The sequence below is a fragment of the Pseudomonas crudilactis genome (assembly GCF_013433315.1).
In the GTDB taxonomy this organism is placed as follows: domain Bacteria; phylum Pseudomonadota; class Gammaproteobacteria; order Pseudomonadales; family Pseudomonadaceae; genus Aquipseudomonas; species Aquipseudomonas crudilactis.
In genome coordinates this window covers 150,189-176,667 of record NZ_WXVV01000015.1, presented here as the reverse complement: position 1 = coordinate 176,667, position 26,479 = coordinate 150,189, and the positions used below count along the sequence as shown (strand labels likewise).

25 protein-coding genes and 1 tRNA gene are annotated in these 26,479 nt (G+C 58.9%); 12 read left to right on the top strand and 14 right to left on the bottom strand.

Features of this window, described 5'->3' with window-relative positions; translation table 11 throughout:
• Positions 1–313: 313 nt before the first annotated feature.
• From GTU76_RS18040 to GTU76_RS17995, 10 genes are all read left to right on the top strand, one after another.
• The gene (locus GTU76_RS18040; RefSeq protein WP_180699232.1) at positions 314–1,507 is read left to right on the top strand and encodes a CaiB/BaiF CoA transferase family protein; all 1,194 of its coding nucleotides are present in this window, start codon (positions 314–316) and stop codon (positions 1,505–1,507) included.
• The gene (locus GTU76_RS18035; RefSeq protein ID WP_180699231.1) at positions 1,504–2,430 is read left to right on the top strand and encodes a hydroxymethylglutaryl-CoA lyase; all 927 of its coding nucleotides are present in this window, start codon (positions 1,504–1,506) and stop codon (positions 2,428–2,430) included. Before GTU76_RS18040 ends, GTU76_RS18035 begins: the two co-directional genes overlap by 4 nt.
• Before the next feature lie 186 nt (positions 2,431–2,616).
• Positions 2,617–3,948: an MFS transporter gene (locus GTU76_RS18030; protein ID WP_180699230.1), complete on the top strand. Its 1,332-nt coding sequence runs from the start codon at positions 2,617–2,619 to the stop codon at positions 3,946–3,948.
• A gap of 350 nt (positions 3,949–4,298) precedes the next feature.
• On the top strand, positions 4,299–5,033 hold the full coding sequence (locus tag GTU76_RS18025; RefSeq protein WP_180699229.1) for a PA3715 family protein: 735 nt from the start codon (positions 4,299–4,301) through the stop codon (positions 5,031–5,033).
• 29 nt (positions 5,034–5,062) lie between these two features.
• Positions 5,063–5,791: a PA3715 family protein gene (locus GTU76_RS18020; RefSeq protein WP_016982776.1), complete on the top strand. Its 729-nt coding sequence runs from the start codon at positions 5,063–5,065 to the stop codon at positions 5,789–5,791.
• A gap of 4 nt (positions 5,792–5,795) precedes the next feature.
• Entirely contained in the window at positions 5,796–6,212 is a 417-nt protein-coding gene (fos, locus tag GTU76_RS18015) for a fosfomycin resistance glutathione transferase (protein ID WP_016982775.1), read from the top strand.
• Positions 6,213–6,272: 60 nt separating this feature from the next.
• Positions 6,273–6,911, top strand: coding sequence for a LysE family translocator (locus GTU76_RS18010; RefSeq protein ID WP_180699228.1), 639 nt, complete (start codon positions 6,273–6,275; stop codon positions 6,909–6,911).
• Positions 6,912–6,990: 79 nt separating this feature from the next.
• On the top strand, positions 6,991–8,340 hold the full coding sequence (locus GTU76_RS18005) for a sensor domain-containing protein (RefSeq protein ID WP_180699227.1): 1,350 nt from the start codon (positions 6,991–6,993) through the stop codon (positions 8,338–8,340).
• A 116-nt stretch (positions 8,341–8,456) separates the two neighbouring features.
• Complete coding sequence (locus GTU76_RS18000; protein ID WP_007911485.1) at positions 8,457–8,612, top strand: KGG domain-containing protein; 156 nt, start codon at positions 8,457–8,459, stop codon at positions 8,610–8,612.
• A 76-nt stretch (positions 8,613–8,688) separates the two neighbouring features.
• The gene (locus GTU76_RS17995; protein ID WP_016982771.1) at positions 8,689–9,192 is read left to right on the top strand and encodes a DUF4142 domain-containing protein; all 504 of its coding nucleotides are present in this window, start codon (positions 8,689–8,691) and stop codon (positions 9,190–9,192) included.
• A gap of 44 nt (positions 9,193–9,236) precedes the next feature.
• On the opposite strand, the gene GTU76_RS17990 is transcribed toward GTU76_RS17995, so the two are convergent.
• The 3 genes from GTU76_RS17990 to GTU76_RS17980 all read right to left on the bottom strand — a co-directional run bounded on the left by GTU76_RS17990 (position 9,237) and on the right by GTU76_RS17980 (position 10,937).
• Positions 9,237–9,647: a low affinity iron permease family protein gene (locus GTU76_RS17990; RefSeq protein WP_007911483.1), complete on the bottom strand. Its 411-nt coding sequence runs from the start codon at positions 9,645–9,647 to the stop codon at positions 9,237–9,239.
• A gap of 121 nt (positions 9,648–9,768) precedes the next feature.
• A complete protein-coding gene (locus GTU76_RS17985; protein WP_180699226.1) occupies positions 9,769–10,308 on the bottom strand; it encodes an AidA/PixA family protein in 540 nt (179 codons plus the stop codon).
• A 125-nt stretch (positions 10,309–10,433) separates the two neighbouring features.
• A complete protein-coding gene (locus tag GTU76_RS17980) occupies positions 10,434–10,937 on the bottom strand; it encodes an inclusion body family protein (protein WP_016982769.1) in 504 nt (167 codons plus the stop codon).
• Positions 10,938–11,312: 375 nt separating this feature from the next.
• Here GTU76_RS17980 and tam point away from each other — a divergent pair, with 375 nt between their 5' ends.
• Positions 11,313–12,083 carry a trans-aconitate 2-methyltransferase gene (gene tam / locus GTU76_RS17975; protein ID WP_175555118.1) on the top strand — a complete coding sequence of 257 codons (771 nt, stop codon included), beginning with the start codon at positions 11,313–11,315 and terminating at the stop codon, positions 12,081–12,083.
• A gap of 43 nt (positions 12,084–12,126) precedes the next feature.
• Here tam and GTU76_RS17970 read toward each other — a convergent pair whose 3' ends face one another.
• Positions 12,127–12,864, bottom strand: a complete 738-nt coding sequence (locus GTU76_RS17970; protein ID WP_180699225.1) for a class I SAM-dependent methyltransferase — start codon at positions 12,862–12,864, stop codon at positions 12,127–12,129.
• A gap of 572 nt (positions 12,865–13,436) precedes the next feature.
• On the opposite strand from GTU76_RS17970, the gene GTU76_RS17965 reads away from it, so the two are divergent.
• Positions 13,437–13,799: a DUF6124 family protein gene (locus GTU76_RS17965; protein ID WP_180699224.1), complete on the top strand. Its 363-nt coding sequence runs from the start codon at positions 13,437–13,439 to the stop codon at positions 13,797–13,799.
• Between the two features lie 218 nt (positions 13,800–14,017).
• On the opposite strand, the gene GTU76_RS17960 is transcribed toward GTU76_RS17965, so the two are convergent.
• The 10 genes from GTU76_RS17960 to uca form a co-directional block, all read right to left on the bottom strand.
• Positions 14,018–15,232, bottom strand: coding sequence for an aldose 1-epimerase family protein (locus tag GTU76_RS17960; protein WP_180699223.1), 1,215 nt, complete (start codon positions 15,230–15,232; stop codon positions 14,018–14,020).
• Positions 15,233–15,595: 363 nt separating this feature from the next.
• Positions 15,596–16,003, bottom strand: coding sequence for a type II toxin-antitoxin system HicB family antitoxin (locus GTU76_RS17955; protein ID WP_180699222.1), 408 nt, complete (start codon positions 16,001–16,003; stop codon positions 15,596–15,598).
• Positions 16,004–16,039: 36 nt separating this feature from the next.
• Complete coding sequence (locus GTU76_RS17950; RefSeq protein ID WP_007911472.1) at positions 16,040–16,219, bottom strand: type II toxin-antitoxin system HicA family toxin; 180 nt, start codon at positions 16,217–16,219, stop codon at positions 16,040–16,042.
• 314 nt (positions 16,220–16,533) lie between these two features.
• Positions 16,534–16,607, bottom strand: a tRNA-Gly gene (locus GTU76_RS17945).
• 158 nt (positions 16,608–16,765) lie between these two features.
• Positions 16,766–17,650, bottom strand: a complete 885-nt coding sequence (locus tag GTU76_RS17940) for an alpha/beta fold hydrolase (RefSeq protein ID WP_007911470.1) — start codon at positions 17,648–17,650, stop codon at positions 16,766–16,768.
• A 317-nt stretch (positions 17,651–17,967) separates the two neighbouring features.
• Positions 17,968–18,660: a pseudouridine synthase gene (locus GTU76_RS17935; protein ID WP_180699221.1), complete on the bottom strand. Its 693-nt coding sequence runs from the start codon at positions 18,658–18,660 to the stop codon at positions 17,968–17,970.
• A gap of 33 nt (positions 18,661–18,693) precedes the next feature.
• On the bottom strand, positions 18,694–18,924 hold the full coding sequence (locus tag GTU76_RS17930; protein ID WP_016982763.1) for a cysteine-rich CWC family protein: 231 nt from the start codon (positions 18,922–18,924) through the stop codon (positions 18,694–18,696).
• Entirely contained in the window at positions 18,917–20,404 is a 1,488-nt protein-coding gene (locus GTU76_RS17925; protein WP_175555114.1) for a sensor domain-containing diguanylate cyclase, read from the bottom strand. The genes GTU76_RS17930 and GTU76_RS17925 overlap by 8 nt, the downstream gene beginning before the upstream one ends.
• Before the next feature lie 461 nt (positions 20,405–20,865).
• Positions 20,866–22,638, bottom strand: a complete 1,773-nt coding sequence (atzF, locus tag GTU76_RS17920; RefSeq protein ID WP_180699220.1) for an allophanate hydrolase — start codon at positions 22,636–22,638, stop codon at positions 20,866–20,868.
• A 23-nt stretch (positions 22,639–22,661) separates the two neighbouring features.
• Positions 22,662–26,309 (bottom strand): urea carboxylase, encoded by a 3,648-nt coding sequence (gene uca, locus GTU76_RS17915; RefSeq protein ID WP_180699219.1) that lies wholly within the window; start codon positions 26,307–26,309, stop codon positions 22,662–22,664.
• Positions 26,310–26,479: the final 170 nt, after the last annotated feature.

Sequence of the window (26,479 nt, the reverse complement as noted above, 5' to 3'; positions counted from 1 at the left end):
TCGCACTAGCCCGCAAGCTTGCCCGGGTGGTATTTGCTCTGCTGAAAAATCAGAGCGAATACTCACCTAAAGCCGTTTAGGGGCTAGGCATGAACCATAGAATCTCCCACAGGGATCCGTGGCGGCTGCAGATTCTGTGTTCAACACATATCCACTGTGGGAGCGAGCTTGCTCGCGAAGGCGGCCGTGAATCCACCACAGCCCCTCGAGCGTTCGCATTTCGCGAACGCCCATTGCCGAGAGAAGGCTGGATTGCCCGATCATCGTTCCTCTAGCCTTGGCTGCATATTCCAAGAACAAGAGGTACCCCGCGATGACTGCCCCTTTGAGTGCGATCAAAGTGATCGAGATCGGCACCCTGATCGCCGCGCCGTTTGCCGCGCGCATGCTCGCCGAGTTCGGCGCCGAGGTGATCAAGATCGAAGCCATGGGTCAGGGCGACCCGCTGCGCAAATGGCGCAAGTTGCACGAAGGCACGTCGCTTTGGTGGTATCTGCAATCACGCAACAAGAAATCCCTGGCGCTCAACCTCAAATCTGCCGAAGGCATTGAACTGGTCAAGCAACTGGCCAGCGATGCCGACGTCATCATCGAAAACCTGCGCCCCGGTGCGCTGGAGAAACTTGGCCTCGGCTGGGACGTACTTCACGCGCTGAACCCCAATCTCACCCTTGTGCGTATTTCCGGCTACGGCCAGACGGGCCCGTACCGCGATCGTCCCGGTTTCGGCGCGATCGGCGAAGCGATGGGCGGCATTCGTTACACCACTGGCACCCCCGGTTCGCCACCGGCGCGGGTCGGCGTCAGCCTCGGTGATTCGCTGGCCTCGCTGCACGCGGTGATCGGCGCGCTGATGTCGCTGCTGCGGGTCAAGACCGGGCAGGGCGGTGGGCAGGTCGTCGACGTGTCGCTGGCCGAAAGTGTGTTCAACGTCATGGAAAGTCTGGTGCCGGAATACGACATGCTGGGTCATGTCCGTGAGCGCAGCGGCGGCGCTTTGCCGGGGATCGCGCCGTCGAACACTTACCTCACGGCGGATGGCGCTTACGTGGTGATCGCCGGCAACAGCGACCCGATCTACAAACGTCTGATGCAAACCATCGGCCGTGATGACCTGGCTGAAGCAGCAGAATTCGCTCATAACGATGGTCGTGCGGCCAAGAGCGGTTTGCTCGACGCCGCCATCACCCACTGGACCAGTAGCCTGCCGATCGACGACGTGCTCGTGGCGCTGGAAGCGGCTGAAGTGCCGGCCGGGCGCATTTATTCGGTGGCCGACATCGTCGCTGATCCGCACTATCAGGCCCGGGACATGTTGCTCAATGCCGAATTGCCCGGCGGTGCAACGGTGAAGATGCCCGGCATCGTCCCGAAACTATCGGAAACCCCCGGCGAGGTGAACTGGTCGGGGCCGAAACTCGGCCAACACACCGACGGTATTCTCGCAGGACTCGGTCTGACTGAACTCGACATCGAACGCCTGAAAAGCCAAGGGGTGGTGCAATGATCACGGACTATTCGCAAACCCTGATCGTCCAGGAAGTCTCGCCGCGCGACGGTTTGCAGATCGAACCGACGTGGGTGGAAACCGCTGACAAGATCGCGTTGATCGACCAACTGTCGCTGGCCGGTTTCAGCCGTATCGAAGCGGGATCGTTTGTCTCGCCGAAAGCCATTCCGGCGCTGCGTGACGGCGAGCAAGTCTTCACCGGCATGCAACGCCAGTCGGGGGTTATTTACGTCGCGCTGATTCCCAACCTCAAAGGTGCGCAACGTGCGTTGGCGGCAGGGGCTGACGAGTTGAATCTGGTGATGTCCGCCAGCCAGACGCACAACATGGCCAACATGCGCATGCGCTGCGAGGATTCGCTGACAGCGTTCGGTGACATTGTGGCGTTTGCCAGCGGCTCCGGCGTGCGCCTCAATGGCAGTATCGCGACGACGTTCGGTTGCCCGTTCGAAGGCCGGATCGACGAGGATCGCGTGCTGCAAATCGTCGACGCTTACCAGGAACTCGGCATTGCGGGCATCACCCTCGCCGACACCACCGGCATGGCCAATCCGCGACAGGTGGATCGCTTGGTGCGGCGCGTGTTGCAGCGGGTTTCGCCGGCCGATCTGACCCTGCATTTTCACAACACCCGTGGTCTGGGCTTGTGCAATGTGCTGGCGGCCTATGAGGCCGGTGCGCGACGTTTCGATGCGGCGCTCGGTGGCCTTGGCGGCTGCCCGTTTGCGCCGGGCGCGTCGGGCAATATCTGCACTGAAGACCTGGTAAACCTGTGCGCTGAAATCGGCATTCACACCGGTATCGACTTGCCGCTGTTGCTGAAACTCTCGCGTGGCTTGCCGGATCTGTTGGGCCACGAAGTCCCCGGCCAACTGGCCAAGGCCGGGCGCAATTGCGACCTGCACCCGATCCCCACCTGAATATACAAATCCCCCTGTGGGAGCGAGCTTGCTCGCGAAGACGGTGTGTCATTCACATTTGATTTCGACTGACTCGACGCCTTCGCGAGCAAGCTCGCTCCCACAAAAAAACGCTCCACAGTGAGCGTCATAACCAGACAACAAAAACAATCGGACGCCCACCGGCAGTCCGCCTGGAGAAAAGCTATGAGCCTCAATGTAATGGAGGCGGGCGCCCGTCCGTCCGTCGATCACGACGCTGAAAAAGCCTTGGTCAGCAAAGTCGCCTGGCGCCTGATGCCGCTGATCATGGTCTGTTACCTGTTCGCCTTTTTCGACCGCATCAACATCAGCTTCGCCAAGTTCCAGTTGCAGACCGATTTGAGCCTGAGTGACACCGCATATGGCCTCGGCGCCGGGCTGTTCGTGGTCGGTTACGTGCTGTTCGAAGTGCCGAGCAACATGATGCTGTACAAGGTCGGTGCACGGCGCTGGATCGCGCGAATCATGATGTCCTGGGGCGTGGCGACAGCAGCGATGGTGTTCGTCAACAGCGAATGGCAGTTCTACGCGCTGCGCTTTGTGATTGGCGCAATGGAAGCCGGATTCGCCCCGGGCGTGCTGTATTACCTGACGCTGTGGTTCCCGCAGCACTTCCGTGGTCGCATCACCTCGATGCTGTTTCTCGCCTCGGCGTTTGCCGGTCTGGTCGGCGCGCCGTTCTCCGGACTGGTGCTGGAACACCTCGACGGCGTGCTGCAAATGCGCGGCTGGCACTGGCTGTTTCTGCTCGGCGGCGTACCGTGCATCGGCCTCGGTTTTCTAGTGCTGACGCAGCTCAAGGATCGTATCGAAGATGCGCACTGGCTGAGCGCTGACGAGAAAAAACTGCTATCCAGCCGCATCGCCCAGCATGAACCGCACAAGAGCGGCGGTTCGTTGCTGGCGGCGTTGAAGATTCCGGGTTTTCTGACCTTGGGGCTGATCTACTTCCTGATTCAGGTGGCGTCTTACGGTCTGAATTTCTGGGCGCCACAACTGATCCGCAGCGCCGGTACCGAGAGCCCGGTGATGATCGGTCTGCTGACGGCCATTCCGTACATTTGCGGGGCAATCAGCATGGTGGTGATCGGGCGTTTGTCGGATGCCACCGGTGAGCGGCGCAAATTTGTCGCCGGGCTGGTCGTCGTCGGTGCGATCGGCTTTTTCAGTGCGGGGATTTTCGCCAGTCACACCACGTTTCTGATCGTTGCCCTTGGCTTGCTTGGCGCCGGGATCATTGCCTCGATTCCGAGCTTCTGGACGCTGCCACCGAAGTTGTTGGCCGGGGCTGGCGCCGGTGCGGCGGGCGGGATTGCGGTGATCAATACGCTGGGACAATTCGGCGGAATCGTCAGCCCGGTGATGGTAGGGCGGATCAAGGATCTGACCGGCAGCACCACGCCGGCGCTATACGTGATTGGCGTAGCGGCGCTGATTGCTGCGGCACTGTTGCTGTGGGGGTTGCCGCAGAAACTGCGCACGCTCGATAAGTTCTGAGATTTGCGGTGCCTGCAATGACGCCTTCGCGAGCAGGCTCGCTCCCACATTTGATCGCATTTCAACTGAAGAAACGCGATCCCTGTGGGAGCGAGCCTGCTCGCGAAGACTGACTTCCAGACACTGATAAATCACGGATTGGTTCCATCAGTTAACAGCCACCCCATTCTTCTCAAACACACGAATCAACACCACCCTGGCAATCGCCAACATCGCCCCAACGCCCGCAACGCCGTCAACGACTTCTCGCTACCAAGCGGGAAATGCACTTTGGTTTACTGATGTTTCGGTTGAAAGGGCCGATACAGCAGCGGATAGTGCGCGGCTGAAAAGTGCTCAAGGAGCGGGAAGTGACAGTGAAGTCTGGCTGGATCGGGTGTGCGGCATTGTGCGGGTGGTTGCTGGCGGGGCAGGCATCGGCCGATTGCACGCCGGCGCCAAAGGCGCATGAGATGGATTTTTCCATCTGCAAAGATTGGCCGGCATATCCAGCGCTGACGCTCACCGCCGCCGCCAACTTCTCGCCCGATCCCGTGCATGGCGAGTCAGGGACTGTGGGGTTTTACGACCTGCGCTTGTCCTTGGTGGCGAGCGGAGATTCAAAGCCGTTAGCGAGCTTTTATCAGCCCTCTGCATTCTCTGTTGATGCCATCGCGCTGGACGAACTGAAATTCGATACCGCTCGCTATAAGCTCGCGCCGCAATTGCAGGCCTTTGGCGTGCGAGTACGGTTCAAAGGCTCTTCGCGCGTGAATCCTGTGGATGAAACCTGGTTGTCGCTCTATGTGAAAGACGGCAACGCATTGCGTCCTGTCATGGATCGGCTGGTGGTTTATGAATATGGCGGGGAGTGGGATGGCAATTGTGCGGGGGAGCGCTACGAGACTACGCGAACCGTGGCGTTGGCCAAGACCAGCAGCCATGGTTATGCCGATCTGATGATCAAAACGATCCGTAGTTCGACTGTTGGCGCGGGCGAAGGCGAGGCGTGTGTATCCAATACCGTCACGCAAAAACCTGTCTTGACGACACTTCGCTATGACGGCAAAAACTACGTAATGCCTGAAGATTTCAAAGGCCTCTAAGACCGATGTCTTTTACTCAAGGAAGAATAATGTTCTCACGTACTACATTGCTGGGCTCTTTCATCGCGATGGGCCTTTTAACGATGGCCGCCCAAGCCCAGGCCGCCTGCGAAGTGAAGAAGTTCGACGGCCATTCCCTTTCGCGCTGCAAAGCGTGGCCGGCGTTCAACGATCAGTCGATTGCGGCGAAGTCTTCATTTCTCTCGGATTCGGGCGACGATGAGATGGGCGTGTTCGATCTGGAACTGGCGCTCGTCAGTTCGACAAGCGGCAAGAGCCTCGCTACTTATGCAAAGCCGGGTGCCTACAATTCCGATGCAATCAGTTTCGACGATCTGACAATCGATACGGCCCGCTACCGATTGGCAGCAGATGTCCGTGCATTCGGATTGCGTTCGAAATTCGCCAGTCACGGCTCCAGAGCCAATCCTTACGCAAAAACCGATTTGGCGTTATATGTGCGCGAAGGCAACAAGTTGCGCCCGGTGCTGGAAGGCTTGGTGATTCGCAAGGAGTTCGGCGAAGGGACGGATGAGTGTGCCACCGAAGACACGCAAATCCGCAGGACTGTTGATATCGGCGCGACGAGCCACCATGGTTTTGCCGATCTGATCGTCAGCTCGAGTGGTTCAGTTTACAAATCCTTCCTGTCGGGCAAGGAGTGCATCTCGAAAACGATCGATATGAAGAAAACTCGCGTCGTCCTGACCTACGACGGCCAGCAATACATCGTCCCCGAAGACCTCAGAGGTTACTGACCGTATGCTCACCGGCCTCAACCATCTGACCCTCGCGGTCAGCGATTTGCAGCGCAGTCTGGCGTTCTATCGCGATGTGTTGCAGCTGCGCGTCGAAGCCACGTGGGACGCCGGTGCTTACCTTTCGCTGCCGGGGCTGTGGTTGTGTCTGTCGCTTGATCCGCTGCGTTCAAGCGAACCGTGCGTCGACTACACCCATTACGCGTTTAGCCTCACTGCAGCCGATTTTTCAACGTTCGTGCAGACGCTAAAAGGCGCGAACGTGCGGGAATGGCGCGACAACCGCAGCGAAGGCGCGTCGTTCTACTTCCTCGATCCCGACGGCCACAAGCTCGAAGTTCACGTCGGCGATCTCGCTTCACGGCTGGCAGCGTGTCGGCAAAAACCGTACGCCGGCATGCGTTTTTACGACGAGTCATGATCAGACACATTTGTCTGTTATAGACTGGCGGCCACGTGTTCTGCCGCTTGCAGGTTTTCCATGACTCCATCGTTGCTAATGGCCGTGCTGGCCTCGGGTTTCATTTATGGCATTACGCCCGGGCCGGGTGTGCTGGCGGTATTCGGCATCGGCGCAGCCCACGGGCGGCGGGCCGGGGCGGGGTTTCTTTGCGGACATCTGCTCGGCGATGTGGTCTGGTGCAGCACGGCGCTGATCGCGATTGTCGGCGCTCGGGAAATCGGCAGCACCGCGTTTGATGTGCTCGGTGTGCTCAGCGGTGTGTACCTGTTCTGGCTTGGCTGGCGCGCGGTGCGCGCCCAGCGCAGCAACGGTGACGAACCGCAAGGCGCGGCGCGCAAGCCGTTCTGGCACGGCATTCTGTTTGGCTTGACCAATCCCAAGGCCTACCCGGTGGCGGTCGCGACCTTCACCGCGCTCCTGTCGAGCCGCGCCGAACTGCTCAACTGGTCGATGCTGCCGGCGCTGATTGCCCTGAGTTTCCTCGGCGGCTTGCTGGCCTACGCTATTCTGATTGGCGTGGTCGGCGCGCAACGGGTACGCACGCTGTATCAGCGTCACGAATTGTTGATCACCCGCCTGTGTGGCGTGATGTTTATCGGTTTCGCCATCAACGCGCTGGTGCATGCGCTGCCGGGACTGATGCCGAACAAGGCTTGAAGGTGTGTGCAGGGAGGCGCAATCAAGAGGTCAGGGATGGTTGATCAGTGCTGCATTACCCGGACACTCACGCCGAACCATGGAAAGCCGAAATTCCGCGCCGTTGGCGAGTTTTATCGACCTGTTGCTGGACGCCGTTTGCGCGGTCGACAAGCAAGGCCGCTTCGTTTTTGTCAGCGCTGCCTGCGAACGGGTTTTCGGCTATTCGCCTGAAGAATTGATCGGCCGACAAATGATCGAACTGGTGCACCCGGCGGATCGTCAGCGCACCCTCGCCGCCGCCAACGAAATCATGGGCGGCGAACCCAAGCTCAACTTCGAAAACCGTTATCTGCGCAAGGATGGCAGCGTCGTGCACATCCTCTGGTCGGCGCGCTGGTCGGAAGTCGACCAACTGCGCATCGCCGTGGCGCGCGACATCACCGAGCGCAAACAAGCCGAATCGCGCCAGGCTGCGCTCTATGCGATATCCGAAGCGGCCCATGCGGCGGAAGATTTGCTGGCGCTGTTCAAACGTATCCACCTGATTATCGGCGAATGGCTGCCGGCGATGAATTTCTCCGTGGCGCTGTACGATGAACACTGCGCACAACTGAATTTCCCCTATCACGTCGACGATGACGAATTGCAGCCCGAACGACCGGGCACCGTCACTGGACGTCTGTGTGCGGAAGTTATCCGTAGCGGACAGCCGATTCTTCTGACGCCAGACAGTGCAGATTCCCCGGCGGATTTCGCCGCGCTGGTGGCGGAGCAGAACTCGCCATGCTGGCTTGGCGTGCCGTTGAACTCGAAGAACGGCACCATCGGTGCCTTGATCGTCAAAAGCCTGCCCGGCGGCGAGCGCTACACCGAGCAAGACAAGGAACTGCTGCAATACGTTTGCGCCCAGGTCGCCACGGCCATCGAGCGCCAGCAATTGCACGCCCGCTTGCGGCGCATGGCGCAGTACGATCAACTGACGCAACTGCCCAATCGTGAATTGCTGCGCGATCGCTTGAAGGCTGCGTTGGCCGGCGCGCGCGAGCAATCCGGGCACATGGCCTTGTTGTATGTCGATCTGGATCGCTTCAAACAGGTCAACGACACCTTCGGCCATGCTGTGGGCGACATGCTCCTGCAAACCGTGGCCAACCGCCTCAAGGGCTGTGTGCGCGAAACCGATACCGTGGCCAGAATTGGCGGGGATGAATTTGTCGTGTTGCTGCACAGCGTTCAGGCCTCGGAAGATGCTGACGGCGTGGCGGAAAAAATCCGACAGGTTCTGGTCCAGCCGATGCGCCTCGATGGCCACAATCTGCACATCGAACCGAGCATTGGCGTCGCCCGCTATCCAGAACACGGCGGTGAGGAGCAGCAACTGTTTAGGCATGCCGATCAGGCGATGTACGCGGTGAAACGCTTGAACCATCACGCGTTGAATAGTTGATCCGGGGCCGCCGTTCGTCGCAGCGACTGCAATTTTTCTAAACCTTTGCTGGCCAGAAAATTCTCAATCTAGGCGGGCACCTGCTCGCCACGATCATTACCAAGAGGTAGAGAATCATGCCTAATTCAAGAAACTCGAACTCGGGAAACTTCGCCAACGATCGAACGAAGGCCTCTGAAGCAGGTCGCAAAGGTGGGAAAACCACCACAACGACCGTCGACAAAGAGCCAAAACCAGATATGGGCCGCAAGCCCGCTCAGAAATCGAAGTAGTCGGTGAAGGTAGTTTTGATTGAGAGGCGGGGGCGTAAGCTCCCGCTTGAATTTCGCAAGTGAGGAGGGCGCGACCATGAGCCGGATGGCCACCCGTATACGCAACATGAGTTTTGCATCGCTGTTGGGCCTGTGTGCCAGCAGCGCTTTTGCCCAGTCGCCCGCCGATTTCATCAACGATGCCTCAGCCAAGGGCATGGCCGACATCGAGGCCAGTCGTCTGGCCCACAGCAAAGCCGAATCGAAAGAGGTCAAGGACTACACCATCGTCGTCATCAATGATCGCACCACGGCCAACCAGCACCTGGCGAAAATCGCCAAGAAGCTCGACTTGCCGGTCGCGCCGCGTGAGGAACTGGCCGGCAAGGCTAAAGAATTGATGCCGCAAGTGACTGAAGGCGCATCCTTCGATCAGGCCTATGCCGCGAGTCAGGTCAAAGCTACTGAAGAGGCCATCGAGCAGATTCAGCAAGAGGCCCAGAACACTGACGTGCCGGAGATCAAAGCCTTCGCGGATGAGACGTTGCCCAAGCTGCAAAACCATCTGCAAATGGCTCGCCAGTTACAGGCCAGCCGTTAATCACAATCAAAAGACCGCTGCCGTGGACGGCGGTCTTTTGCTTTTCAGCACTCATTCAAATCCTGCTTCGACTTGCTCTTCTCGCCCAGCCCCTCAAGATTGAAAACCTCACCCTCGCCCAACGACCGGTAGTGCCTGCGCAGCGCTTCCAGTTGCTTAAGATCCAGCGCCTCCAGCCCAAGCATCGCGTTCTGCGCCTCTTTGGTCACTAACAGCAATTCATCGATCTTCAAATGCAGAATGTCGGTATCGCGGTTCTGTGTGTTCTGGATCAGGAACACCATCAGGAACGTGATGATGGTGGTCGAGGTGTTGATGATCAGTTGCCAGGTGTCGTTGTAATCGAAGATCGGCCCGCTCAAGCCCCACAATCCGATCAGGATCAATGCGCCCATGAAGGTCTTGGGACTACCGGCCACCATCGCGAGCTTCTGGGAGATTTTTGCGAATTTCATAGCCGTGTTCCTTATTGGTGGAGTGCTTGAAATTCAGACACTGACGGCTTTGGGAAAATTCTATTGATGTGCTGGATGTCCCTGAAAAACCGGCCTCCCGACCGGTTTTGGCATTGGTACTCTATAGCTTGATTTCAATGTCGACGGTCCAGTGGAAGTAACCCACCACCTCACACTGCTGATTGACCAGCATGAAACTCAATTCGCATTGCACCTCGCCGGGTTTCTTCGGCGTACAAGTCCAGAAATGGTCATCAGCCTTCCGACTACCCGGTGTTGTCGGGTCGTCCGGGTTGGGTGCGGGCACTGTCAGGTCGGTATGAATTTGCAGGTTCGGTTCGCAAAGCACGCCGCTGTCAGCCACTGCCATGCGGTACACAACCACACTGTGTTCGGCGATCAGGCTGACGGAGCGTCCACGAACGTGCAGGTCGCGGCCAATTTCGACCTGGATTGTTATCATGCTGTCATTTATGACTATTTCTTTCGAGTTATTACCTATGGCGAAAAAGATAAATCCATCGGTAATGCTCGTTGGCGCGGCAGCGTCCAGACTTGGGTTCGGATAACGCGCCAGCACTGATTCGGCATCGACGATCAGCATCACATTGTGTGCGTCGGTGACGGCGGATGAGGGTGACGGGATCGGTTCGCTGGTCATCATGGATTCCTTTCATGACGTTGGCACAAGACGACAGCCGCTTCGGTCAAGGCAAGACATCCTGTTCCGGCCGCAGCGGCAGCGGATCGGTCGAGCCCCTTGTCACCAAAGGGCTCGACACATCATCAGTTATGGATGGAGATGAATGGATCCCACGAGCAGCAGCCGATGATCTGGCAGTTGCGGTCGACGATCAGGAAGTGGAAGTGATAGGTCACGCGACCACAGTCCAGGGTTTCGGATGACCAATAGTGGTTGTCGACTTTCTGGCAGCTTGGCACGGATGGATTGCTTGTGTTGGGCACAGCAACACACGCTGTGGCCTTGCGTGGGGAGGGGGGCGAGATCAGGTTCTCCCCGGCATTGGGGATGAATTTGTAGAAAATCACCGCCTGTTCGAAGCTCTGCGACAGGCTGGTTTCACGCCAGCGAATCAGGTCGCCGACCTGAGCCTTGAGGTCCAGCTCGCCACCGGCCTGACCACTGACGACGTTATCCTGATTGGTGACCATGTACACATGTTTCCAATCGATCAGCGTGGGGTTCTTCGGGTCCTTGCTGATGTTTGGATACTTTTTCAGAATGGTTTCGGTGTCGATGGAAACCAGAATATCCGTCACTCGAGACATGGTGATGCTCCTTTTTCATAGTGAACGTCGGACTGCAATCCAGGCACGACGACGCTTGCTTGCCGTATGGCTTTTGCGAGCACACTACTGGGGGAACCCACTGATCACGAGAAATGAACAGGCCGTGCTCCTTGCACGAAATCGACTGATTCGGGTTCCTTCCGACTGCCGCTCCTTGACTATAGGTACGATTTTTTAGCTGTCAAAATCGCTTTTGTCTGGCTCGACGGACGGTCGCTCAATTCATGAGAACCAACCCATTGGCGATAAGCCGACGGGTTGGTCCGACACCCTTTGCAATTCAGTCGCTCTGGAACTGCCCGCGGCGCTGCCTGTATCGTGACGGACCGCTGAATGTCCCGACAGGAGAACGCAATGAGTTGGTCCGCCAAACAATACGTCGCTTTCGAAGATGAACGCACCCGCCCGGCCCGCGATCTGCTGGCGGCGATTCCCACGCCTGAAGCGCGATCCGTGGTCGATATCGGTTGTGGTCCCGGTAACTCGACGGAGTTGCTGGTACAGCGTTTTCCCGGGGCGAAAGTCAGCGGGCTGGACAGTTCGGCGGACATGATCGATGCAGCACGCAAGCGCTTGCCGCAGTTGCAGTTCGATGTGGCGGAGATTGATAAATGGGCGGATGAAGGCCCGTTCGATGTGATCTTCGCCAACGCCGTGCTGCAGTGGGTGCCGGATCACGCGTCGTTGCTGCCGGCGCTGGCCAGCAAATTGTCTGCCGGTGGCAGTCTGGCGATCCAGATGCCGGACAACCTCAATGAACCCTCCCATTGCTTGATGCGTGAAGTCGCCGCGAATGGCCCTTGGGCCAGCAAACTCGCGGGCGCAGCGGGCCAGCGTACCGATATGGCGAGCGCCGGCGATTATTTCTCGATGCTGCGGCCACATTGTGCGCGGGTCGATGTGTGGCGCACCACCTATCACCATCAGCTGTCAGGCGGGGCGGCGGGAGTGGTGGAGTGGTTCAAGGGCAGCGGGTTGATTCCGTTTTTGAGTCCGCTGACCGAGGCGGAAAAGGCGCAGTACCTGGAGCAGTATCTGGCGGAGGTGCGGAGGGCTTATCCCGCGCTGGCGGATGGCTCGGTACTGCTGCCATTTCCACGCTTGTTTATCGTCGCGACGCGCTGAAATAAATTGGCCCCTCACCCCAGCCCTCTCCCGAGGGAGAGGGCTAGGGTGAGGGCTTCTGCACCGCCACCAACATCATCATCGGCCGCTCCCGCTCTTCCGCCAGCGCCGGTTGCGCCGCGACCTCCGCTTCGCTCGGCCCCCATTCATTGACATGTCGAATCGAGAACCCCGCATCGATCAGCGAATTGAGCAATGTCCCGACCGTACGATGCTGCTTGATCACGCCCTCAGCCAGCCAGTTCGTCACCCGCTCACCCTCCAACTGATAGCTGTCCAGCGGCCAACGCTTGTTACCTTCAGCGTCAATCAACCAGCCCGGATTACGCGGTGCCATAAAGATTGGATGCTCAATGGAAAACACAAAGTGCGAACCCGGTTTCAGCGCCGCATACAGGTGCGCAAACAGCCCCGGCAAATCCTTGACGTAATGCAGCGCCAGTGAGCTGTAGGCCAAATCAAAACTACAGGTGGACAGATCGAGCTGTTCCAGATCGGCGCGCTCATAAAGAATGTTCGCCGCCGTCGTGGTCTCCCGCGCCCGCTCCAGCATCTTCTCCGAGACATCCAGCCCCAACACACTCCCCGCACCATTCTCGATAGCCCAACGGCTGAACCAGCCATAACCGCAGCCCAGATCCACCACGTTCAAGCCGTGCATGGATGGCAACAGCGCCCTGAGCGCCGGCCACTCCGGCGCCGCGTCGAGGCCGCCGATTGAGCGGTTCATCTGGCTGTAGGCCTGGAAGAATTCGGGATCGTCGTAGATGTTTTGGGTCATGGTGAAGTGCTCTTTTGAGTTCGGTCGTCAGCGGCAAAGTGGCCGCGATTGGAATCCCTCGAAAGTGATGGCGCGTATTCGTCGATGGCCGCGCAGGGGGAGGGTGGTGGCTGAAAGGGAAATGCTAGTCGGTCGAGAGGAAGGTGAAAATCGATGGAGTGTTGTGGATCTGTAATGTCAGAAAATTCTGCAAGGTTTTTGGCTGCTTAAACGCACTCGGTGGCCAGTGTTTATAAGCGCTCGGTGTTACGTCCTGATGCCTACAAATCCTTGCGCCGTTGCCTACCGCTACGCCAGAATCCGCCGGCTTGTGCGCTTGGAAGGCGGTCGGTAACTTGGTTCGCATCACTGATTTCCAGTGATCGGGTTTAGTAGCCCGGCATCCTCAATCTAAATAGCTGCATGAGTACCACTCAGTCAGGCGAATGCTTGCACCTGATGGTGGCTGTGCGCATGGCGCCCTCGGGTGCGCCGGATTTGGATTGGGGTCCGGTCTACTAACTTGCGCACAGCTGCCACCCATCCGTTTAGTAGCGAGATCGGTTGCGGCCTTACTGAAAGGTCTCAATCCAATGTTCAAAGTTACGCCAAATCCGCCGGAAACCGATCCGGCATCCCCCTACGAATCGCCCAATTCAAAGAAATTCCACGAAGCCGCCGAACGCGCCCTCGACCACTACCTCAGCCCCACGGCCAGAATCATGGGTTCCAGTCACGAACCCGAACCGATGTACCTCGCCAACCCGAAATACGACACCGAATCCCTGCTCGCCAACGCCAGCGAAACACTCGGCTCTGCCACCACCATGCTCAACAACTTCGCCGCGTTGCTGAATACCTCACACCGCAAGACCGCACTCGGTATCGCGCAGGTTGTGATGTTGGGCGAATTGGCGGTGAATCAGGCCCTTGATAAGGTCGTGCCGGGTGAGTAATCGCAAAGTGGTCGATTTGTAGCAGACACAAAAAAACCGGCTCTAAAGGCCGGTTTCTTGTAGTTGCGCCTACAGACATTCGCGATTCAGGGCGCCAACATCCGCAACGCCGCCGAAGTCAAAAACGCCGAACGATTCTTCTCTTCCGGATGAGGGTGCACGTGAAGATCGATGCGCTCCAGCAGGTAGCCCATCGGCCGACAATGCCTTGGCCGGTGTCACCCCTTGGTCAGATCAACCAACGGCGTCTGCCGCACCTCCGTCTCGCGCCCACCCTGAATCTCGCTCACCTGCTTCAAGGCCTTATCCACCGCCGTCTTGTCCGCCAACAAGCTGTAGCTGATGCGGAACTGCTTGTGTTCCTTCGGCCCAATTGTCGGCACCAGGTTCAGTGGCCGCTGATAACGGCGGTTGTAGGAAAAACTTGTCCCCGGCTCCAGCCCCGTGACATAGCCCTGGCCTTGGGTATCGGTGTTTTTCCACAGGGAAAACACCGGCAGTGTCTGTGTATTGAAGCCAACCGAAACGCCCAGGCTGCCGGCCTTGTTATGCAACACGGTCAACGTATCGCCCTTCGCATCGGCATACGGCACCACGTTGTAAACCGTTTCGTCGTAGTCCTTGGTCGGTGCGCGGTAGGTTTGCCATTCGGGTAGATCGCCCTTGGCCTTGTCGTTGAACGGCGACACTTGCTTCACCGGCGCGGCGAAACGAGCGCCCTGCTCCAGGAACGGGGTGCTGAAGTTACTGTGATACAGCGCCTGGTATTCCTTCGGATAGTCGCCGTTGTTGGTCAGGGTGTCATTGAGGGCGAACACTACGCTGCCGGGTTCGGTAACCAGTTCCGTCGCGACGGAGAAGTCGACCTTCTTGAACGCCTGCTCTTTCAGTTCACCGCGCAGGGTGATGGCGTAGGGTGGTGTTTCATCGATGTGCAGGGTGACTTTGTTTGCGGGAATGTTGGCGGCTCGACCGTGCAGGGTCAGCAGTTCGCCGTTGTCGACGCCGGGGTGGCCGACCCATTCGTATCCGCAGCGGGTGACCAGTTCATTGAAACCTTCCAGCCAGCCCAAACCACCGCGGCCATTGAGTTCGATGAAGGACGGATTGACCACTTCCTTGACCGGCGAATCCCAGCCCATGCGCACATTGCCGACCGAGGCCTGCAAGACATTCATTCCCCGTGTCGGCACTACCGAGAGTTTCATCGTACCGTTATCGATGTCGACAATGCTGACGCCCTCCTGCCGACCGCCGTGCAAGGTACGCAAAGTAACGTTGAAGGGTTTATCGGTTTTTATGCCGAGTTGCTGGCTGGTGATCTGCCAGTTCTGGGCAGCTTTGTCGGTGTCGAGCAGAACGTAATCCCAGGCCATGGCGTGGGAGGCAGCGGACAGTGCGCCGAGGGCAACAACGAGTTTGAGCGGGGTCATGGCAGCAGCCTTTCTTGGAGTTGTGCGCTTTTTATAAACTGGGTGAAACGTTTCAGCAAGCTTAAATGGCGACGCGACGCTGGTGTATCGTGTTTCTGAAAGGTTCCACGTTCACCAAATGAGCACCTCAAATCCCGGACACAAAAAACCGGCTCGATACAGACTGTGTGAAAACACGCTTTTGTGCTCGCTGCAGACGAAAAAGGGCCTCTCAGCCCTCGTGCCTTAAAGCTGTCGCAGCAAGAAGCGAGCGTTACCAAATAACCGCTGCTCAAGGTTGCCAAAGGGGGGCTCGCAGATGGATCTTCGGCATCCCATCATTTCGGGATGCGCCTGCATTCGCTGCTTTCCAAGGTTCAGGATTCAACCCTGCTGCAATACCTTCAACGCTGCCGAAGCCAGAAACCCGGAACGGCTTTTCTCTTCCGGGTGATGCAACACATATTCATCAATCCGGTTGAGCAAGTGCCCAGGCAGGGTGATGTTGAGCTTTTGGGCTTTGCCCAAATACTTGAGCACATCGATATCCACCACGGCCCATGCACAACCGGCGTATTTCGGGTTGGCCACGTGCAGGCTCAGTTTGCTGGCCGCTGGAATGGGAGCGCCGTCGTCCGCGAGAATCTCGAAATGACCTTCGATGGCTTCGCGAGCCATGGCGACGGCATCGTCCAGATCCTCGCCGGCGGAAAAGCATCCAGGAATGTCCGGGACTTCTACACCCCAGGCGTGATGGTCATCGCCAATTGAAATCGCAATCGGGTAGAGCATATTCGTTGTCCTCCATGGCGCAACTGACTCAGAGAGTCAAAGCAGCGCCTGCTGCAAAATACTGATGGCCGTTTTCTTCAGCAGATCCTTTTTCGGATGTGGCACGGTGACCAGTCCTGGTTTGCTCGGATGCTTGAAGTGATGGTGACTTCCTTTGATCCGTACCAGATACCAACCGTCTGCGACGAGTTGGCCGATTAAAAAACGGCTATTCACAACACCTCCCTGTGGTGTGCTTGGTGGGTACTATACCCATTGAACTAATATGATCAACACTATAACCACCGGTCGGCCGTCGTCCTCTGACGGGCGGGGTCGCTTACCGCAGTCTAGGTAAGGCAGGTGCGATGGCGAGGTGGGTGTGTTACCGGGTTTTGCTTATGTTCATGTGGCGGTGTGTTTCTGAAGGGTTCTGCGCTGCCCAAGTGGCCAAACTCAAATCCAAGGCACAAAAAAACCGGCTTTATAGGCCGGTTTTTTCTGTTCCTGCATCCCCCGTCAAAAAACACAACGTGAGACCCATATTCGAGTGGAGCGGGTAGAGGGAATCGAACCCTCGTCGGAAGCTTGGGAAGCTACTGTTCTACCATTAAACTATACCCGCTCAGAGCGGCTGACTTTGTACCAGACTCGGCCACGGATTTGAAGTTTTTCTTTTACTCATGAACGCTTTGAATCACTGAAAACGGTCAATCGCGGGCGAGCACTGCGGTGAGAAAAGCAAAATCTCAATCCCGCAGTCCCGCGCGCAACGACTCTCTTTCAAATAGCCAATGCATGTTGATCCTGAACAAACGAGTAACGCGTTCGGCTGGTCTGCTGTGCCGGTTTCAGAAAGCCAAGCAAGGCGTTCTGGCTGTCGCGGCACGCGGCCTTGTGTTCCATGTCGAGGAAGTGCCCTGTGGCCTGCAGCGTAGTGAACGTGCTCTGCGCCACGTGGTTGCCGAACAGGCGTGCGTCTTCGGCAGCGGTGTATTCGTCCCATTCGCCGTTTAGAAACAGCACTGGCACGTTGATCTTTTTCGCTGCGTTCAGATAGCACTGCCGATCGCTGTGCAGCACGTCGCTGATGTGGAAGTGCATCTGCCCGTATTCGTGCTCGGCGAGGCTGCTGACGTGGCGATAGTTGAAGCGTTTGAACAGTGACGGCAGGTGTTTGCCGATGGTGCTGTTGACCAGATGGCCGACGCGGTCGCCGTCGCGCTGGCCGAGGTAGTCGACGCCGCGTTCGAGGTAATCGAGCATGTGTGCGTTGATCACTGGCGAGAACGAACTGATCACCGCCCGTTCGATGCGCCGTGGCTGATGGGCGAGAGCGACCAGGGTCGCGGCACCGCCCCAGGAGAACGACAGCACGTGTTCGGCGGCGAAGTGGTCAATCAGCTCGAGCAGAATCTGCCCTTCGACGTCCTTGGTCAGGTGTTTCTCGTGGCGGTTGTGCGCTTTTGATCGGCCCGCGTAAGGCTGGTCATAGCAAACCACGTTGAATTGCGGGTGCAGGTTTTTCACAGTCTGTGCAAACGACGCAGTCGTGGCCATCGAGCCGTTGACCAGGATGATGGTCTTTTCTGCGGCGTCTGCGCGATAGAACTCCGTGTAAACCCGATACTGACCCTGTATATCCAGCACAGCGATTTCTGGCCTCATGTCATAAGACTCCTGGCAAGCAAGCGGGTATGCGCGCAAATAGAGATTGCACGAGCTTTGTGACAGGTAGGCATACGCCTGGAATTTGCTTGGCCCATGTCGATCCGTTACGGCAGGTCGACGGGTATTGTTATTGGCGGGCAGTCTGCCGGCTGAGGCGGAGCCTTGAAGGCTCTCTACCGGCAAAAAGTTTCTTAGAGGTATGTTGTGACTCATCGGTCACAATCTGGCCGACGTCCTGATTCAAGCAGGGGAGTCGGGATCGCGCAAGTGCCGCTGGTAAATTGTTCGACAACTTCTGCTGAGCGGTCGCCGGCTTAGAACAAATGGATCTCTTCGGTGCGCAAAGCGCGGTACTCGCCCGGTTTTAGCGCGTTATCGAGCAACAGCGGGCCCATCGATTCGCGGTGCAGGCGCAGGACTTTGTTGTTGAAGAAACCAAACATGCGCTTCACCTGATGGTAGCGACCCTCGACGATGCTCAACCGCGCCGAGCGGGGGCCTATCAGCTCCAGCTGCGCCGGTTGCGTGGTCAAATCCTCGAACGCGAAGTAGATCCCTTCCGCAAAGGTGATCGCATATTGCGCGCCAATTTCTTGCTCGGTCTCGACGTAGTAGACCTTCGGCAGTTTGGTCTGCGGTTGGGTCAGGCGTCGCGACCACGCGCCGTCGTTGGTGATCAACATCAGGCCGGTGGTGTTGAAGTCCAGGCGTCCGGCGATGTGCAGATCGTCCTTGTCCGGCTCATCGATCAGGTCGAGCACGGTCGGATGTTGCGGATCGCGGGTGGCGCTGACGCAGCCCGGCGGCTTGTGCAGCATGAAGTAGCGCGCCGCTTTGCCGACTTGTAGCACTTCGTCATCGACTTCGACACGGCTGAATTCCAGCACTTCGCTGTGCGGATCGCTGACGACTTTTCCGTCAATCCGCACGCGCTTTTCCACCAGCAACAGACGAACCTGCTGACGGTTGTAGCGGGGCAGGTTGCTGAGGAAACGGTCAACGCGCATGTTCAGTGTTCGATGAATGAAGGGCCGCGCATCTTACGGGATCGGCCGCCTGGCCGCTTGCAGTTGCGCCTCGACCTGCGCGCAACGCGGGCACAGGCAGGATTGGTTGCGCAGTTCTGGCGGCAGCGCTTCAAGCACGGCCGGATCGATGCTCACGCCATAGCACCAGCATTCGCGGTCGGCGGTGCGCGGGTCGGCCAGGCTGCAGTCGTTGCGGGCGCCACAGGCCGGACAAAGGTCGGGTTTAACGTCGGAATCAGGCATAAGTCGAGTGAGGCATTTCCACGCAGGTGCGGTTGCGGCCGGTTTGTTTGGCTCGGTACATCGCATGATCGGCCCGCGACAGCAGGCTGTGCAAGGTGTCATCGCGTTGCAGCGTGGTGGCGCCGATGCTCACTGTCAGATTGAGGCGATGGCCGTCGTAGGCATATTCGTGTTGTTCGACGTGCTGGCGGATCTTCTCGGCAATTTTCTGACCGGTATCGCCGTCGGTGTCCTTCAGCAAAACGATAAATTCCTCACCGCCCCAGCGGCAAACAATGTCGGCATGGCGCAGGCAACTTTGCAGATCGCGAGCGAAACCGATCAACACCTGATCACCGGCCATGTGCCCGTAGGTGTCGTTCAACACTTTGAAGTGATCGAGGTCGAGCAGCAACGCGGTCAGTGGTTTGGTTTCGCGTTGTGCTTCGTGCAGGGCTTGTGCGGCGAGAATGTCGAAGCCTCGGCGGTTGGGCAGTTCGGTGAGACTGTCGAGAATGGCCTGCGCCTGGATTTTGCTTTGATAGCGTTTGATCACGCGGTTGAGCAGCGCTAGCACAATCAGGGTCACCAGCAGGCAGATCAGCAGATTCAGATACAGCGACTGACGGATTTCACTCAAGGCGCCGTCTTCGCGTTTATCAACAAACAGATACCAGTTCAGCTCCGGAATAAACCTCACGTTGAGGAAATGCCCCTGACCGTGGGCGGAATATTCGTAGCTGCCGCTGTGCGGTTTCGGCAGTTGGCTGACCAGACTCTTCATGCTCTCCAGTTCACTCAGGCTCTGGCCAATGTGCGCGCTTTCCGGACCGCCGTCGGCGCCGGTCAATACCAGTCGGCCGAAGGTGTCGACGAAGTACACGCTGCGTTGATAGCGCTGTTGATATTTGTCGATCAGCTTGATCACCGCGTCCACGGTCAGGCCGACGCCCGCCGCGCCGATGAAGCGATTGTGGTAGTCGTAAACCTTGTAGTTGATGAAGAAGGTCAGGTTGTCCTTGTTGGCCAGGTCCGGGTCGACGTTGATCTCGTACGGGTCCTTCATGTCGCGTACGCGGAAGTACCAGGCGTCGCGCGGTTCATCGACCTTGACCTGCTTGAGCACGCCTTTGGCGTGGTAGTAGGTGTGGCTGGCGTTGGAGACGAAGAACGCGGTGTAGGCGCCGTAATGGGTCATGACTTCGTCGAGGTAGCGGGTCATCTGCTCGGGATTCTGCTCGCCGTTGACCACCCAGTCGCGCATGAAGGTGTCGCGGGACATCATCGAGGAAATCAGGATCGGCCTGACGAGGTCTTTCTGGATTTCCGAGTAGACCGTGTCGGACGTCAGCGGCAGCTCGGTGTTGACGATGTTGTCGCGGATCGACGCGCGCGAGGCGTAGTAGCTCAGTAGGGACGTGGCAAGGAAACCGGCGCCGAGCAGGGCGATCAGCGTCAGTACCAGCGAGCGTTGCGAGTAGAGGGGAGAACGAAGCGGCATGGCAGATCCGTTGGCAGTGGCCCGATGGCATGCATTCTAGTGGGATGGCCGGGAAAAGACTGCGGGATTTATGCCTGAAATGGCGGGGGAAATGACGTAGAGGGTGTGTCAGAAGGATCGCTCCCTCACCCCAGCCCTCTCCCGGAGGGAGAGGGGGCTAGATAGTGGTGATTTCAAAACCCGAGTTCGACGGGTTATCACTGAATGGCAATACCCTCACAGACACCTCGGTCAGTTCCCTCTCCCTCCGGGAGAGGGCTAGGGTGAGGGCTGGTTTCTGGATCAGCTCCAAGTTTCAAGATACGCCTGCCAGCCCTCTCCTGAAGGTAGAGGGGGCTGAATTGTGGTGAATTCAAAAATTGTGTTCGGCTCGATATCACCGAATGGCAAGCATCTGACAGACACCTCGGTCAGTCCCCTCTCCCTCCGGGAGAGGGCTAGGGTGAGGGCTGGTTTCTGGATCAGTTCCGAGTCTCCAGATACGCCCGCCAGCCCCCCAAATAGCTGATGTCCAGCGCACCCTCCAGTCCATACGGCTCACAAATAAACCCGCTCTCCCAACGACCATCCGCCAGTTGCACCTTGCCCAGTCCCAGCGGTGCCGGAATCCCGGTCAGGAACGAGCCCAACTCACTGCTCGGTAATTCCCACACTTCCACCGCAATCGCCACACCGCCATCCTTGACCCGCACCATGCCCGGCCGCAGCGGCGGGCCGCCGGCCAACGCATACAGTTGATAATCCGCTGAGCTCAACGTCGTCTCCAGCAAGCGCCCACCCCGCTGTGTCAGTTGCCAGTTCAACGCCAACCCTTGCAGGTGCGCGCCACACACCACGATGCGTGCACGATCATGGCGCGCAATGTTTACAGGTGTGGGCAGTGCCGGGTCCTGCTGACGCTGCAGCGCATCCGCCACGCTCAGCAGATATTGATCGGTGAAGACCCGACCAAACAACGTCACACCCCACGGCAAACCGTTGGCCATGAACGCGCTCGGCACGGCGACCGCAGCGTAGTCGAGCAGGTTCATGAAGTTAGTGTAGTAACCCAGTTCGGAGTTGCGCAGCACCGGTTCGGCGTGCAGTTCGGCCAGTGTCACCGGGCGGCCGATGGTTGGTGTGAGCACGCAGTCGAGGCCTTCGAGGGCCTGATCGCACAGCGCTTTCAAAGCTTGCAGCCGATACTGCGCGCGGAAGGTCTGCACGCCCGTCACCGCCGGCGCTTTGGCCAGCACAGCGCGGATCACCGGTAAAACGGCCTCGGGATTTTTCTCCATCAACTCACCCGCCACGCTATAGCGTTCGGCGACCCACGGTCCTTCGTAAAGCAGGCGTGCGGCTTCAAGGAATGGCGACAGATCCAGCTCGACCGCTTCGCCACCCAAGGCCTTGAGCCGGTCGATGGCATCGCCAAACAACAGCGGGCCTTCGACGCAACCGAAAAACTCAAGATCCTGCGCACGCGGCACACCGAAACGAAACGCCCGTGGCGTACCAAACGCCGAGCCGTCATTCCACGATGGATTACGGCGGCTGTATTCGTCGCGCGGATCAAGCCTGGCGGTCAGCGCAAGCAATTGACTGGCCTCACGCGCCGTCGCGGTAAACGTCGTCACGCAATCGAGCGTGCGACACGCCGGCAGCACACCGGCGGTGGAAATCAGACCTTTGCTCGCCTTCAATCCGACCAGATTGTTCAGCGCCGCCGGCACCCGACCGGAGCCTGCGGTGTCCGTGCCCAAAGCAAAACTCGCCACACCCAGTGCCACCGCCAGCGACGAACCGGCGCTGGAACCGCCGGACGGATATTCCGTCAGCACGCTGTTCGGGCACGCGCCATACGGCGAGCGGCTGCCGTTGAGTCCCGTGGCGAACTGATCAAGATTGGTCTTGCCCAGCGGTATCGCCCCCAAGGCGATGAACTGCTCGACGATGGTCGCCGAGCGCTCCGGCACATAAGCAAAATCCGGGCAGGCAGCGGTGGTCGCAATACCGGCCAGATCAATGTTGTCCTTGATCGCAAACGGCACGCCGTACAACGGCAGACTGTCGAGGTCGCGACCGTCTAGAGCGGCGAGATACGGCTCCAGTTCGTCGGCGCTGAGCAGGTGGATGAACAGGTGATAATCCGGGTTCAGCGCGGCGGCTTTCTCGCGCAGTTTCAGCAGCAGCTGACGTGGAGTGGTGTCGCCATTGCGATAGGCCTGGCGCAGAACATCGAGTTGCAGATTCATGAGTTGATCCTTTCCAAATGGTTTTAATCGAGTGCCAACACCACGACCCGTTGTCCGGCGCGTACCGCCGAACCGGGTTGCACGCGAATCTCGCGCACCACCCCGGCCATCGGCGCGAGTACCGGGATTTCCATCTTCATCGACTCGAGAATCACCAGCACATCGCCCGCTTCAACGCGGCTGCCGGCCTCGACCTGCACCTGCCAGAGATTGCCGGCGATGTGGCTGTCGATGCTGTGTTCACCGTCGGCCAGTGGCGCGTCTTCGCTGGACTCCGGCACGGCGTCTTCGCTGTCGAAATGCGCCTGACCGCTGGCGATCCAGCGTTCGCGCTCGGCGTTGAACGCGCCCTGTTGCTGGGCGCGAAAGGCACTGATGCCCTCGGCTTCGCGATTGAGAAAAGCCTGATAGTCGGCAAGGTTGAGCTGGCTGTGTTCGATGTTCAGATCGAAGCGCCCCAGCGGAAAATCACGGCGGATACGCAGCAGCTCGTCGGCGCTGACCGGGTAGAAACGGATCTGATCGAAGAAGCGCAGCAGCCACGGTTTGCCATCGAACGCGGCGACTTCGCGATAGCGATTCCACATCTGCAAGGTGCGCCCGACGAACTGATAACCGCCCGGGCCCTCCATGCCGTACACGCACATGTAGGCGCCGCCGATGCCCACCGAATTTTCAGCGGTCCAGGTGCGTGCCGGGTTGTATTTGGTCGTGACCAGGCGATGGCGCGGATCCAGCGGCGTGGCCACCGGTGCACCGAGGTAAACGTCGCCAAGGCCCATCACCAGATAGCTGGCATCGAACACCGTGCGCTGCACTTCGTCGAGATTGGGCAGGTCGTTGATGCGGCGGATAAACTCCAGGTTACTGGGGCACCACGGCGCGTCCTTGCGCACGGTGGTCATGTATTTCTCGATCGCCAACTGGCAGGCCGGGTCGTCCCACGACAGCGGCAAATGCACGATGCGTGACGGCACTTGCAGGTCATTGGCTGCGCACACCGCGTCCCATTCGCCGGCGATGATGCCGAGCAGATCGGTGAGCGGCAGTTGCTCCGGCAGGTAGTGGATTTGCAGCGAGCGAATGCCGGGGGTGAGGTCGATCACACCGTGCAAGGATTTGCTTTCCAGCGCTTGCATCAGGGCGTGGGCGCGGAAGCGCAGGACCAGATTGAGTTCCGGCTCCCCGATTTCCAGCAACAGATGAGTATCCCCGGAGACCCGTGCAACAAGCCGCCGATCCTCCTGACCCAAATTCAACACAGCAGGTGACACCAAACCCTGTGGGAGCGAGCTTGCTCGCGAATGCGGTGTGTCAGACACATCAATGTTGACTGACACGGCCTCTTCGCGAGCAAGCTCGCTCCCACAGGGGAGATCCCATTTCAGGGCGAGATCGCGGGCGGTCTTTAGATTGACGGGAATGAACTGGATTTTATCGCCCGCCTTGAGCTGCCCCAGTTGCCACAAATCCGCTTCGATCACCGTTACCGGACACACGAACCCGCCCAGGCTCGGGCCATCCGGGCCGAGGATCACCGGCATGTCGCCGGTGAAATCCACCGCGCCGATGGCATACGGATTGTCGTGAATATTCGACGGATGCAACCCGGCCTCACCACCGTCCGCGCGCACCCACTCCGGTTTCGGCCCGATCAGGCGAACACCGGTGCGGCTGGAGTTGAAATGCACTTCCCACTGGGTTTCAAAGAATGTGTTGATGTAGTTTTCGGTGAAGTATTCCGGCGCAGCATGCGGGCCGTAAATCACCCGAATCTGCCGCACCGCCGGCAACGCGGTGATGTGCTGTTCGGCCAGTTGCTGACCAGCACTGCGGTCCGTCAGCGCAGGGATATGCAACACATCACCGGCGCGCAATGCGCGACCACCATGGCCTCCGAACTGGCCAAGGGTGAACGTGCTTTTGCTGCCCAGATAATCCGGCACCTGCAAACCGCCGCGCAGACACAGATAACTGCGTGCCCCGGCGCCGCCGATGCTACCGAGGTGCAACGTCGCACCCGCCGGGATCAGCAGGGCGGTATTCATCGGCACGCTTGCACCTTCAAGCGTCAGGGCAATCGGCGCACCGGTCACCGCGACCACCGCTGCACAATTGAAGCGCAACAGCGGCCCGCTCATGGTGATTTCCAGTGCCGCCGCACCTTCAGCATTGCCGAGCAAGCGATTGCCCAGACGCAATGCGCGACTGTCCATCGGCCCCGACGGCGGCACGCCGACCGCCCAATAGCCGAGGCGACCAGGATAGTCCTGCACGCTGGTTTGCGTGCCGGCGCTGAGCACTTCGAAGGTGTTGGCGCGATAGACCAGACCTTCCAGGCAACGCGTCCACGGCTCACCGCTGGCGAACGGCGTGTCGAGGAGAATCTGTCGCAGGTAATCACGGTTGGTTTCCACGCCGTACAACAGACTCTCGGCCAGCGCTTGATGCAACTCGGCACGCGCCTGTTCGCGGCTCGGCGCCCAAGTGATGACTTTGGCGATCATCGGATCGAAATACGGCGGGATCTCGCAGCCAGCCTCGACCCAGGTATCGATGCGCAGTTGAATGCCGTTGGCCGGGGGAAATTGAACCGCCGTCAGCAAGCCCGGGCTTGGCTGAAAATCACGCCCCGGATCTTCCGCATACAGCCGCGCCTGAATCGCATGGCCTTCAGGTTTCAGCTGGCGATACAACTCACTTAGCGGTGGCAATTCACCTGCCGCCAGCTCAACCATCCAGCGCACCAGATCGACGCCCCAGACTTGTTCAGTGACGCCATGCTCCACCTGTAACCGCGTGTTCACTTCGAGAAAATAAAAACGCTGCGCCTCGCTGTCGAAGACGAATTCAACCGTGCCGGCGCTGCGGTAGTTCACCGCTTTCGCCAGTTTGATCGCCGCTGCGCACAGCGCATCGGCCATGCCATCCGGCAGGTTCGGCGCCGGGGTTTCTTCGAGGACTTTCTGATTGCGCCGCTGCACTGAGCAGTCACGCACGCCGAAGGCGATGACCTCACCGCGACCGTCGCCGAACACCTGCACCTCCAGATGCCGGGCGCGCTGGATGTATTTCTCGATGAACACCCCGGCGTCGCTGAAGTTGTTCTGGCCGAGACGTTTTACCGCTTCGAAGGATTCGCTCAATTCGCTGGCACTGCGGCACACACGCATGCCGATGCCGCCACCGCCGGCGGTGCTTTTCAGCATCACCGGGTAGCCAACCTGTTCGCCGGCGATCAGCGCGGCGTCGAGGCTGTCGAGCAGTTCGGTGCCTTCGAGCATCGGCACGCCGTGCTGCTTGGCCAGGGCGCGGGCGGTGTGCTTGAGGCCGAACACGCGAAGTTGCTCCGGCGTTGGGCCAATGAAGGCGATGTCCTGCGCTGCGCAGGCTTCGGCGAACGCGGCGTTTTCCGAGAGAAATCCATAGCCGGGATGGATCGCCGTGGCGCCGCTTTGTTTGGCAATGGCGAGGATCTTTTCGACGGCCAGATAAGTGCCGGCAGCAGCGCCTTCACCGAGGCTGTGGGCTTCATCGGCGTGCAGGAGGTGCAGGCTGGCGGCGTCGGCTTCGGAATACACCGCCACGCCTTTGACCTGCAATGACGCAAGGGTGCGCAGGATGCGGCAGGCGATGGCGCCACGATTGGCAATGAGGACTTTTTCGAACATGGCATAACCCCTGAAGGGGAAGCGGGCCGTCCCGCCGTTTTTCGACAGACATCCGGGCCGTCCCGGATGAAAAAACACCGACTTCAAATCACTACAGATCCCCTGTGGGAGCGAGCTTGCTCGCGAATGCGATGTGTCAGTCAGCATTGATGTTTCTGATGCGACGGCTT